Origin of the sequence: Dorea ammoniilytica (genome assembly GCF_025567415.1) — a bacterium.
Classification (GTDB): Bacteria; Bacillota; Clostridia; order Lachnospirales; family Lachnospiraceae; genus Claveliimonas; species Claveliimonas ammoniilytica.
Window position 1 is genome coordinate 23,546 of record NZ_JAOQJV010000014.1, and the last position, 12,644, is coordinate 36,189.

Below are 12,644 nucleotides of genomic sequence, written 5' to 3' on the forward strand. Positions count from 1 at the left end.
CATCAGATGCCGATTAATGTGCAACATCTGATGTACAACCTACTCATCCGTTATTTTTCTTACGGGAAGATTCCCTTGATTTCTTCTGCATATACTAATTTTCGCAGAGCCACAATATATGCTGCCATTCGGAACGTACAGTCACATTCTTTCTTCACGCTGAGAATATCCATGAATGCTTTACTCATCAGATCTGCCAACATCTCATTAACTCGTTCTCTGCTCCAGGTCAGTTCCTGAATATTCTGAACCCACTCAAAATACGATACGATCACGCCACCGCAGTTTGCAAAAATATCAGGAATTACCGGAATGCCTCTATTCTCCAACACAACATCTCCTGCCTCACTGGTTGGTCCGTTGGCTGCTTCTATAATATAAGAACATTTCACTTTTTCGGCCACTTCTGCTGTAATCTGATTCTCCAATGCCGCCGGAATCAGCACATCACATTCACAAGTAAGAAGCTCTTCATTGGTGATATGTTCCACACCCGGTGCATTATAATCTTTCAAAAGATTTCCTTTCGTTTCCAAATAGTCTGAAATATCGGTAATATCGAGACCGCTTTTCTTATACAGACCTCCTGACACATCACTGACTGCTACGACTTTAATGTCTCTATGGTAAAAAATTCTGGCTGCATTGCTTCCTACATTACCCATTCCCTGAATTGCAACAGATGCGTCTTTGATATCTTTTCCCTCTTCCTGAAGCAGGAATTTCGTACTGAAATATACGCCTCGCCCGGTTGCCGAATTACGTCCTCTGGATCCACCAAGCTCTACCGGCTTACCAGTTACCACCCCCGGCGACGGTTTTCCTGCCAGCTGACTATAGGTATCAAGTACCCATGCCATGGTCTGTGCATTAGTATTAACATCCGGTGCCGGAATATCTGTGTCCGCTCCGATGATCGGTGCAATCGCAAATGTATAACGTCTTGTCAATCTCCGGAGTTCTCCTTTTGACAGCTTCGAAGGATCTACCTTGATGCCACCTTTCGCTCCGCCATACGGAATATTAGCTACTGCACATTTCAGTGACATCCATACAGACAGTGCTTTTACCTCGTTCAGATTACAATCCGGATGAAAACGGATACCACCTTTAAAAGGTCCGCGGATATTTGAATGCTGGACTCTGTATCCCTCAAATACTTCTACATGCCCGTCATCCATTTCGATCGGAAGATATACTTTTGTTTCTCGTTGTGGATTCTTAATAATCTCAAACATGGATTTGTTGATATGCCCAATCTCTACTGCTTTCTCCATAACATCAACAACATTTTCATATGGATCGTAATTCTTAGCTGGTGACTTCATTGGTTGTGCTCCTTTCAAATTCCTGTCGTTTCCGTGTTGTTCAAAACACAATAGCGACTATAAACCTGTCGAAAAACGAAGTCAATAATTTCGAGTCAGGAGCTTGTATATTTATATTATTTTGCAGAATACTTGATATTTGTAAGTATTGGAGTTAGAATACTTAATAAAATTAAGTGTAGAGGTGTCCATCATGAAAGAATACGAAATTGATGAAATAGATCGAAAAATTATGAATTTACTTCGTGAAAATGCGAGAATGCCGATTAAAGAAATCGCTGAACATGTCTTTCTGTCATCGCCGGCTGTATCAGCACGTATCACAAATCTGGAAAAGCATGGATATATCGCCGGATACCATGCCGTCCTGAATCCCATGGCACTCGGCTACTATATCAAAGCCTTTATCTGCCTGGAACTGGATCCGCAGGACAAAAAAGAATTCTATCCATTTATCCAGAACCAGGAGCATGTCATTGAATGTAACTGCGTTACCGGTGATTATTCCATGCTTATTGAAGGACTGTTCCACACCACTGATGAGCTGGATCAGTTTGTCAATGCACTTCAGCAATTTGGCAAAACCCGAACGCTGATCGTATTCTCCACTTCCGTAGAGCACAGAGAAATCACCTGCTATACCTGATGAATAAATCGCAGAAAAGCTTCTTTTCCCTCTTTATCTCTGCTGTATACGCCAGCCTGTTCAAGCACTTTTGCAAATATCAGTCCAGTCTCTTCCTGAACAATCGTCCATGCATTATCTTCTGTAATATCATAGCGGGCAGCAATATCATTCGCCCATTCCGCATGTACAGCTGTCAGCGGGTCTTTCGTCATATCTTCACCTGATACAAGCTTATCAGCTACCGCTGCCAATTCTGTCTTCAGCCTGCCAGGAAGAATTGCCAGCCCCATCACCTCAATCAGACCAATATTCTCTTTTTTGATATGATGAAGCTCTGCATGTGGATGATACACTCCCAATGGATGCTCTGGTGTAGTCAGATTGTTCCTCAATACCAGGTCAAGTTCAAAGTCTTCACCACGACGTCTTGCGATCGGAGTAATCGTATTGTGTGGCTCACCGTCTGTCTCTGCCAGGATCATAGCCTTCTCATCTGTATATCCGCGCCAGCTGAGAAGGATTCTGTCTGCCAGTTCTACCAGGCGCTCCGGAACTTTCGCCGTAAGTCTTATAACGGACATTGGCCATTTCACAATTCCTGCCTTGACATCCTTATACCCATCAAAAATTACATCTGTCTCAATCGGCGCCCTCTCCATGGCAAATGTATAATGTCCCCCCTGGAAGTGATCATGTGCCAGAATAGAACCACCTACAATAGGGAGATCCGCATTGGATCCCACAAAATAATGTGGAAACTGTCTTACGAAATCTAAAAGCTTCGCAAAACAGGCGCGGTCAATCTTCATCGGCGTATGTTTCTCATTAAAGCAAATGCAATGTTCGTTGTAATATACATATGGAGAATACTGCAGATACCAGGCTGTCCCATTAATCTCTATCGGAACGATACGATGATTCTGTCGCGCCGGAAAATTCAACCTTCCCGGATATCCTACATTCTCAACGCAAAGCATACATTTCGGATAATCTGATGCAGGCTGCATCCTCGCAGCTGCTATAGCTTTCGGATCTTTCTCCGGCTTAGACAGATTAATCGATATATCCAGATCACCATACTCTGTAGCTGTCTTCCACCGGATGTCTTTTGCCACACGGTCTTTTCGAATATAGTTTGTGTCCTGACTGAACTGATAATACCAGTCTGTCGCTTTCTGTGAAGATTCTTTCCGAAGCATCGCAAATCGGTCCATCACCTGCGACGGACGTGGGGTCAGGCACCCCATCAGCTTCGTATCCAGCAGATCCCGATATACAACCGAATTCTCTGTCAGTACTCCTCGCTCATATGCATCATCTAACAATACATCCAGAAGCTCTGTCAGATTTATTGTCTCATTTTTCTGCAGTTCTTCTAGTGAATAGGTATCTATTTCCAATACATCCAACAGGCTGTTCACTGCCCATATTTTTTCTTCCGGTCGAATCAATTCCTTATCCAACGCATACTCTGCCAGACCGGTAATTGCCTCATTTCTATTCATGACGCGCCTCCTCTGTTTTCATCACATATTTTAAAGTACAATTCCGCCGGTCGGTCGTATATTCAACACGTGGCAGCAACCTTTTCTCAACATCAATTCCATTTTTTCACAGAATTCAGATACACTCTCAGTCGGAACAAATGCCTGGATTGTACCGGCAAATCCGCCTCCATGTACACGGCAGGCTCCCTTTCCATTCAATGCAATTTCTGCCGCTTCCAGTGCAATCGCCATATCCTGGGCTTCTACAGCTCCGGCAGGTGTAATATTCTGCAGCAATTCCCAGGATGAACGTCCGGATTCTTTTACCAGCTGCAGGAATGCATCCCTGTCTCTTCGCTCCAGCGCATCTGCCTCTTCCACCGCTCTTCTGTCATCTGCATAAAAATGTAAAGCTCTGAGAACCGCCCTGTCTCCAACCGCTCTTCGAAGTTGCGGCATTGCTTTTAATACCTCTTCTTCCTGCACTTCACGAAGCACTTTCTTTCCAAAGAATGCAGCCACTTTTTCCATTTCCCGAGGAATAGATGCATACTCTCCGGTCAATGCCGCATGGTCTGCGCCACAGTCAACAATGCACAACGCAAGACCCAGTTCTTCCAGATTCGCTGTAACTGAACGCACAATCGGTGCAGACGGATCTGCAAAATCAATAGCCACTGCATCTCCCACAGAAGAAGCTGTCTGATCCATCAGCCCACTCGGTTTTCCAAAATACTGGTTTTCTGCCTTCTGTCCAATCTTCGCAAGAGTTACTGCATCCAGTTCATCCTGGCAAAACAGATGATTGCCAGCCACTCCCAACAATATCTCACAAGCTGCTGAGGAAGACAGTCCCGAACCTGGCAGGACATTAGAAACGGCATACATATCAAATCCGCCTATTGTATATCCTGCTTTCGCAAGTTCTGCCATTACTCCCCGCACCAGAGATGCTGTCGTCTCTTTTTCTGCTTCCTGCTGTTCCAGGTCTGACAGATCTACTGTCGTCATCGGCCAGCCCTCTGACTGGAAGTGAACGGTCTGAGTCCCATTCGGTGACACACATGCAAGAAAATCCAGATTTACTGCTGCCGCCAGAACATGTCCATGCTGATGATCCGTATGATTCCCACAGATTTCTGTACGTCCCGGAGCAGAACACAATGCTGCCAAAGTATCCTCTTTTACACCAAATGTTTTTTCAAATCCATTCATGACTTCTGTCGCACGTGTCCTGTATGCGTTTATATCTTCACATCCAGTCTGTATCAATGACTGATCCATCTCCCCATTCTTCAACATTTTATATAGATCATTCCAAGTTCTCATAGCTTTCGTTCTCCTCTTTCTTTTATTTTTTCAGAAAATGCTCACGGTTCGGATATTCCTCCCGGAACGCTGAAAGTGCTGCTCGTTGTAAAATGTAAAATTCCCTGTCCATATGAAACATGTGCGGAGTCTGAAATGCGATCGTGCTGATCTGCTCTGCAATTTTTTTAATCACTCCTTCATCCGACAACTGTCCCATACCAAAAACCAGTGAAGTAAAACCTCTTCCTTGACTGCTTACTTCCATGAATTTTAAAAACACATGTTTCAGTTCTTCCTGTAAGATTTCCCGGTATCTGTCCTCCTGTACTTCCGGACTATTCAGATACATATCTGCTGCGATCCTGGCAGCCTGTCGTTTCTTTTTCCCGCCAATATCAAGCGTACCGCCCTCAGCCAGATATTTTAACTCCATAAGACATCCAACATATGCGTCTTTCTTCGGTTTTTTTCTGCCATATCTGGCAATCCACAGCTTTTTTCGAAATGCATCCTCTTCTGTTGGATTACTCTCAATATTCTCTTTCAGTAATACCAGACGTTTATCTGCATCCATCTCCCGGTAAAATTCATCTGTCCATGTTTTATCCATTCGCTTTACTCCGATCATCTGTCTAAAAATTCCTCCACATTGCTGCTGTCTACCTGCTGATACTGCGATACATAATATCTGCCTTCCTTCAGTTCCTTTCTCACCTGCTGTTCACCCTTGAACACTTCAAATGCAAGCTTCGCAATCTGCAACGCCTGATCCTCTTTATCGTTATACACGGTTCCCTGCATTTCCCCAGCTTCAATTGCTTCCAGTGCATCATCCAACCCATCAATACCAAAAATAACCGGTCTCTGGGAAGGTTCATATCCTGCCTTTCGGTAAGCTTCTACGGCTCCCAAAGCCATTTCATCATTATTAGAAAGGATCAGTTCAATCCCTTCTCCATATTGACTGATCAGACGGTTCATTCTGTTTTCTGCCTGTCCTCTGTTCCAGTCAGCAAACTGATAACTGAGCTTTTCAAGAGATATGCCCGCTTCCAGCACTGTTCTGACAGAATAGTCCGTTCTGCTGATCGTATCCTGATGCCCTGCCTCTCCTTCCAGAAGCACGTATTGTATCTTTCCATCCTGATTCTTATCCACTTCCGGATGATTCTTAATATACTCTGCTGCTGTCTCGCCCTGCATGACACCTGACTGTTCAGCTTTGCATCCCACATAATACAGATATTCCCACTGCATCAGGTCTTCTTTAACCGGTTCCCGATTAAAGAAAACAATCGGGATATCATCCTGCCTTGCCAGTCGAATAATCTTTGCCGGAGCCGTTCTGTCTACCAGATTCACACACAGCACATCGCATCCGGCATCAATCATTTCTTCTATCGTTTCATCCTGATTTTTCTGATCATTGTCTCCATTCTTAACAGAAGCTATAACTTTCACATCTTTGGTACTCATAGCTTTCAGATCTTCTTTTAACTTATCCGTCAGTGCATTAATAAACGGATCATCCTGTGTATATGTCACCACACCAACCCGAAGCACATCCCTGTCTGTCTGTATCCTCTGGTTCTGCTGACACCCTGTAACAGCAAATGACATTGTGCTCACAAGAACCAGTATACTCTGTGCCATCCTGCCTTTTTTACTCATAAGAATACAACAACCTTTCCATGTCATCATTCGAAAACAACTCTTCCCCATCAAGCTCTCTGACTCCTGTGTTACAGCTTTCCAACTGGTAGAATCTGTGATTTAATTTTTCAGCAATTTCCTCTATGCTCTTATAACCAATCTCATATCCATCAAGAAGTACAATATCTGTAATATATCCATAATCCAACAATGCGATAGATTTAACACTGCTGCCGATACCATATATTTTTGCTCCGTAATAAGTGCCGTTTTCCGCCTGTTCCCCCAGTTCAACCAATGCATCGGGATCCAGTACGACCAGCGCATCTACCTTCTCCTTCACGCTCACCATTTCAGATGCTTTCTTTTCCTTTTGATTGTAATAGTACCAGACAACTTCACAATCTGTGCCTTCCAGTGCATCATTCAGTCCTCTGACACCATTGTCACTTATATCACTTTTTCTCCATCCTCCCACTACGCCAATTCGCCGTTGTCCATCTTCCTGCAAACGCGCCGCCAATGTCTGACCAATTTCATAATAATCCGGCTTAATCACCGGCAGACCAGATGCCTTCTGTTCTTCATCATAGATATCTTCTGTGATCAGCAATATCGGTATGTCTGCACACTCGTTCTCCAGCATTTCCTTTGTCTCACTTCCAGGCGACGGACATATGATAAATGCATCTACCTGATTATCCAACTGTTCTCTGATTGCCTCCCGCTCAGCATCAGCATCCTCAATCTCATCTGTATTACAAATAATAAGATGAATCTTATTCAGACTTGCTGACTGTTTCATTCCTTCGAGCAATGCATCCCAGCGTTGATCTCCTGACTCCGGAAGAATAATTGCCACCCTTGGTTCTTCGATATTCTGATTAAATATCTTATATACAAAAAACAACGTTAAAACAAGAAGAAGCACCTCTGTTGCCATAAATCTGAATTTACTCTTCTTCATCCGGCATCCTCCTCTGTCCATAGTTTTGCTTTTCTAATTGTTCCGCATTTTCTTTTGTATAAGGAATAGCCGGAATATGAATCACGACTTTCGTCCCTTCATCCAACTCACTGTATACTTCCAGTCCATATTCCGGACCAAACATTAGCCTGATTCTGGAATGAACATTGATCACCCCTACCCCGGAACCATGTTTTGGAACTTTACTGTTATCTGTCAGAATATTATCCCTTATATCTTCCGGCATACCCATTCCATTATCCTCTATGCTGATATAGATATCTTCGCCCTTCTTCTCCCCACGTACAAGAATCTGACCATCATCATCCTCATCCATATTACCTACTCCGTAATATATCGCATTTTCCAGAAGCGGTTGAATCACCAGTTTTACAATACAGTAGTCTTTAATCTCTTCATCTATCAGAAATTCTACCTTAAATCGTTCTTTATAGCGTACACGCTGAATATTCATATAGCTCCTGCCGTGCTGCAATTCGTCTTCAATAGAAATAATTGTCTTTCCCCTGGATAAACTTACACGAAGAAGTTTTGCAAGCTCTGAGATCATCACGACCGCCTCGTTATTTCTCTGCGCCTCGATCATCCAGGTGATGGATTCCAATGTATTATAGAGAAAATGTGGGTTAATCTGACTCTGAAGTGCATCCAGCTCACTTTTTCGTCTTTCTGTTTGCTGTTGAATAATCTCTTTCATCAGCGTTTCAATTTGTTCATATGATTTCTGTACGGAATATCCCAGATGACGAATTTCTGCCGATCCACCGATATAAATATCTGGCATTGCTCCGGCTTCATATGCCTTAACAGATTCATCTAACTCTCTGATCGGTCTGGATATCTTTCTGGAAATAAAACGGTTGACCTGAAGCAGCATCATCACCAGAATAAGGATTGTTGTAATAATATAATATCGAAATTTATTAATACTGGTTTCCTGCACACTCTCCGGCACCACGCCGATCAGCTTCCAGCCCGTATATGCAACGCTTCCCACCACTATATTCTCTTTCTGTCCGTCCGTCTTCATCTCATAGATTCCATCCTCATAAGATGCCGCTTTGTTATTCTCTTCCTTAAAAAGTCCCCTGTTAATCTCCGTCCACCGGGGATGATAAATAATCTCTCCATCTCTGCTGCACAGATAATAATAGATTCCACTCGATGTCTCATTGATCCGATCCAGCATATCTTCAAGTACTGAATATTTCATATCCACAAGCAGCACACCGCTGCCTGATGTACTGCCATCATTAATATCCACCGAACGACTCAGCGACACCACCTGATGATAGCGAAATGTTCCGTCATTAAACAGATTCTGAACATGCGGTGTCGAAAAGTGAATATTTTCTATCTCAGATCTGGCGTCCTGGTACCATTTCTGATCGTCAACTTTAACATTATCCTTAACTGTCGCCACTGGTTCTGACTCAATCAGCTTCCCATCATATCCATACAGAGCAAGGCTCTGAATCTTATCTACATTAGTTTCATACAGCATACTGAACTGTCTGGTAAATTCCTGACTGGAAATATCATATTCCTGCACAATATTATAATTTGCCGCATCCGAAATCTGCCGAAGATCCAGAAGCGATGAATTCAATCTGTCTATTGTACTTTCTACCGTCATCTCTGTATTCGCCACTGCGCTCTTATCCGATGCCAGTTTAAAACGATGATACAGCAGAAAGCCCATAACCGTAACTGTTACAAGCGACAATGTCATCAGTACAGACAGAATAATCGACTGTATATTAAATTGGGCAAAGGTTTTCCTTATTCCGGAATCATTCTTCATATCTTTCATTCTGTTCAGCCCTCATAGCCAGATTATTTTTGCAGATACTTTGTTCTGTACTTGGACGGTGATACTCCGAATCTCTTTTTAAACACATAACTGAAGTAATTAGCATCCGGATATCCGACCTTCTCCGCAATCGTATAACTCTTATCATTCGTATTCACCATCAGATCTGCCGCAATGTCCATTCTGTAATCTGTCAGATATGTAATAAATGGCTTGCCTGTCTCCTTTTTAAACACCGAGGAAAAATAGGAATTAGATACCCCAAGTACCGAACACACTTCATCCAGCGATATTTCTGCTTCCATATAGCGATTCTTAACCAGATTCTGCGCCTCTGTCACAAGCCTTCTGGATGTACTGTTCCTTGCATTCTTTAACATATCACTAATTGTCATGGATACTTCTATCAGCCATGCTGCAAGTGTACTTTCATCCATCTCCGGTACTTTTTCATAGTTGCTCTGCATATCTTTGGATATTCCATTAAAATCTATTGAATTATTTACACAGAATCTGTAAAAGCCACTCACAATCTCCATTGTTGCCAAACGATACTGTTCGATCGTATCTGCGTTTTTATGCAATATCTCAATTTCTTTTTTAACTGCCTTTTCAATCTTTTCCTGATTACCTACATGCACTGCCCGAAATAATTCCTGCATCCGGGTCTCTTCTGCCTGTATGGTCAGATTCTGTTCCTTCGGCACAATCTCTCCGATACTGATCGCACGTTTCGTTCCATACAGTACTCTGTAAGACACCGCTTCCCGTGCACCTTCATAAGAAAGATGGATATGAAACAGACTATCACTTGTTCTTCCTATTCCTGCAGTTACAACTGCTCCCATAATCCGATATGCCCATCTGCAGAACCGGTCACACGCATCTGTTAATTCCGCAATTTTCTCTTCCATCTCCAGTTCCACGATCAGGAGTGTATTCCCCAGATATATAAATTCCTGACATTTCCATTCTGTCGCCAGACGCTCCTTGATTTCCCGTTCAACTGACATTGACAAAAGCACAGGATCTACCCCATCCGGCACATGAGTGCTGGATGTGTGGAAAATGACACAGCAATACAGCGGACCCTGCATTTCCACTCGGTATGCCGAAAGAAATCTCTGATATTCCTGTTCGCTGATCCGACCTTCTATTAATGACACGAATAAATTTGAACGCAATGCAGGCAGTACTTCCTTAAAATAATCTTCCAGCTTACGCACATTTAATTTTTCTTCACGCTCACGATCCAGGGTATCTTTCAATTTTGTCAGACCAGCGGATAATTCCGATGCATTGATCGGTTTCAGCATATATTCCTTAATCTCAAGGCGTACTGCTTCCTGCGCATATTCAAATTCATCAAACCCTGTACACAGCAGAATATAGATATTCGGATAGTCCTTATTCAATCTTCTTGCTAACTCTAGCCCATCCATATATGGCATCTTAATATCCGTCAACACCACATCAGGCTGAAGTTTTTCCACAAGTTCCAGTGCCTTCACCCCGTTTGTCGCACTGCCTACCACTTCAAATCCCAGTTCATCCCAATGGATTAATGCCTGCATCGCATCAATCACTTCCACTTCATCATCTACCAGGATCACTTTGTATTGTTCCATTCTAATACCCCTCTGTTACCCTCCAGGCTTCTGTTATCATTATATCAGAAAATAATATGATACTAAACCATCATATCGCAAAAGCCGCCTTTTTCATCTCTATCCGACGAACAAAGGCGGCTTGCTTATTACTGTTTTTCTAATTATTTCTTCTGTACATATTTCAGACAGTCAAGCGTAACCGCTGCAAGAATAATAATTCCTTCAAAAATGAACTGAAGGTTGGTATCAATTCCAAGAATTGTCAAAGAGTATGTAAGTGATGTAAAGATCAGCACACCAGTTACTACACCTGAGATCTTACCGATACCACCGGTAAATGACACACCACCAACTACACAGGCTGCAATGGCATCCATATCCCATCCTTGTCCATAAGCTGCACTTCCTGAACCGATCATTCGGTTACATTCCAGCCATGATCCACATCCATACAGAATACCAGCCAGAATGAATGCTCCCATTGTCACCTTGAATACAGAAATACCAGATACTGCTGCTGCCTCCGGATTTCCTCCTACTGCATACAGGTTCTTACCAAATGTTGTCTTATTCCAGATAAACCATACGACAAATACTGCTGCTGCAGCCCAAAGAATAATTGTCGGGAACTTACCAATCTGTGGAATAAAAATATTTGGAATAGCAGCATCAATTGCACCAAACGAAACTCCCTTGGTAGCATAAGTTACGAGTCCGAAGATGATCAGCATATTGGCCATCGTCGAAATGAACGGATGCATCTTAAACCTTGCCATGAAAAATCCGGCGATCATTGCAAACATAGTTGTAAGGAAAATACATGTAGCTAATGCCAGTAATGCTTTCTGCACAGGTGCCATAGCAGAAAAGTCAAAAACGTGACCAAACACACTACCTGTATTAATACCGTTATGCATAATGATCGTAGCTGTAACCATACCCATACCAACCATACGTCCTACTGAAAGGTCCGTACCTGTCAGAAGAATCAGTCCTGCAACACCAAGAGCCAGGAACATACGCGGTGATGCCTGCTGTAAAATGTTCAGAATATTGGTTACTGTAAGCAGCTGAGCATTTTTCACCATCGGTGTAATGATACACAATGCAATAAAAATCATAATGATAACAATGTACAGACCGTTTTTGTACAGGAACTGCGCTACATTAAACGAATATTTATAGTTTTCCCAACTCTGGATACGTTTCTGTGCAAACGTGAATTTAGACATTCTCAGAAGATCGATCAGATGGAACTTATGCATAAATGCATCATGTCTTCTGTCTTTGATCTCCTGGATTCTGGATTCATGTGCCATTTGAGCATCAAACAGTTTATTCTTATAATTATATTTTTCTGCTTTGATGTCTTCTGCATCCTTCAAACTATTCAGTCTCTGCTTATGTTCAGTCTGAAGTTCCTGTTTCAGCTTATCATAATTACTGTTTTCTGCTTTCTTTTCTGCCTCACAGCTCTTTGCGACAATATCATAATATTCACTGTTGTAATGCTTCGCAAGATAACTTTCGGCTTCTGCAATCAACCTGGTGACTTCCTGCTTATTAGCATTTTCTACTGATTTTGCTTTTTCCAGTTCTTGTTTATACTCAGCAATAAGTTTTGCCTGTTCTTCTTTTGATAAATTCTTGTTTTCTTTCGCAATTGCAATACAATTGCTGATATTATTAACCTGATCGGTTCCGTCAACGCGCAGTGCGTCAATCTGATCCTGTATTTTACCAACGTATTCATCAATCGGCTGCAAAAGCTTTGCTTCTTCTTCAACCGAAAGAATTACACTGTTCTCTGCCATATCCACTGCTCC

General features: G+C 42.5%; 10 protein-coding genes. 1 reads left to right on the forward strand and 9 read right to left on the reverse strand.

Annotated elements, in window-relative coordinates; genetic code table 11:
• Positions 1–59 precede the first annotated feature (59 nt).
• Complete coding sequence (locus OCV65_RS10095; protein ID WP_262581914.1) at positions 60–1,328, reverse strand: Glu/Leu/Phe/Val family dehydrogenase; 1,269 nt, start codon at positions 1,326–1,328, stop codon at positions 60–62.
• Positions 1,329–1,536: 208 nt separating this feature from the next.
• Between OCV65_RS10095 and OCV65_RS10100 the strand changes: the two genes are divergently transcribed.
• On the forward strand, positions 1,537–1,974 hold the full coding sequence (locus OCV65_RS10100) for an Lrp/AsnC family transcriptional regulator (RefSeq protein ID WP_262581952.1): 438 nt from the start codon (positions 1,537–1,539) through the stop codon (positions 1,972–1,974).
• Here the strand turns inward: OCV65_RS10100 and galT are convergent.
• The 8 genes from galT to OCV65_RS10140 form a co-directional block, all read right to left on the reverse strand.
• A complete protein-coding gene (galT, locus tag OCV65_RS10105) occupies positions 1,965–3,461 on the reverse strand; it encodes a UDP-glucose--hexose-1-phosphate uridylyltransferase (protein ID WP_262581916.1) in 1,497 nt (498 codons plus the stop codon). The genes OCV65_RS10100 and galT overlap by 10 nt on opposite strands.
• A 30-nt stretch (positions 3,462–3,491) precedes the next feature.
• Positions 3,492–4,772, reverse strand: a complete 1,281-nt coding sequence (locus OCV65_RS10110) for a galactokinase (protein WP_262581917.1) — start codon at positions 4,770–4,772, stop codon at positions 3,492–3,494.
• A gap of 22 nt (positions 4,773–4,794) precedes the next feature.
• Positions 4,795–5,364 (reverse strand): DUF6553 family protein, encoded by a 570-nt coding sequence (locus tag OCV65_RS10115; RefSeq protein ID WP_118382838.1) that lies wholly within the window; start codon positions 5,362–5,364, stop codon positions 4,795–4,797.
• A gap of 14 nt (positions 5,365–5,378) precedes the next feature.
• Positions 5,379–6,425, reverse strand: coding sequence for a galactose ABC transporter substrate-binding protein (locus OCV65_RS10120; protein ID WP_416810581.1), 1,047 nt, complete (start codon positions 6,423–6,425; stop codon positions 5,379–5,381).
• Positions 6,418–7,374: a substrate-binding domain-containing protein gene (locus tag OCV65_RS10125; protein WP_262581918.1), complete on the reverse strand. Its 957-nt coding sequence runs from the start codon at positions 7,372–7,374 to the stop codon at positions 6,418–6,420. The genes OCV65_RS10120 and OCV65_RS10125 overlap by 8 nt, the downstream gene beginning before the upstream one ends.
• The gene (locus tag OCV65_RS10130; RefSeq protein ID WP_330666931.1) at positions 7,361–9,208 is read right to left on the reverse strand and encodes a cache domain-containing sensor histidine kinase; all 1,848 of its coding nucleotides are present in this window, start codon (positions 9,206–9,208) and stop codon (positions 7,361–7,363) included. Before OCV65_RS10130 ends, OCV65_RS10125 begins: the two co-directional genes overlap by 14 nt.
• 23 nt (positions 9,209–9,231) lie before the next feature.
• A complete protein-coding gene (locus OCV65_RS10135; protein ID WP_262581919.1) occupies positions 9,232–10,836 on the reverse strand; it encodes a response regulator in 1,605 nt (534 codons plus the stop codon).
• Positions 10,837–10,979: 143 nt separating this feature from the next.
• Positions 10,980–12,632, reverse strand: coding sequence for an ABC transporter permease subunit (locus OCV65_RS10140; RefSeq protein WP_262581920.1), 1,653 nt, complete (start codon positions 12,630–12,632; stop codon positions 10,980–10,982).
• Positions 12,633–12,644: the final 12 nt, after the last annotated feature.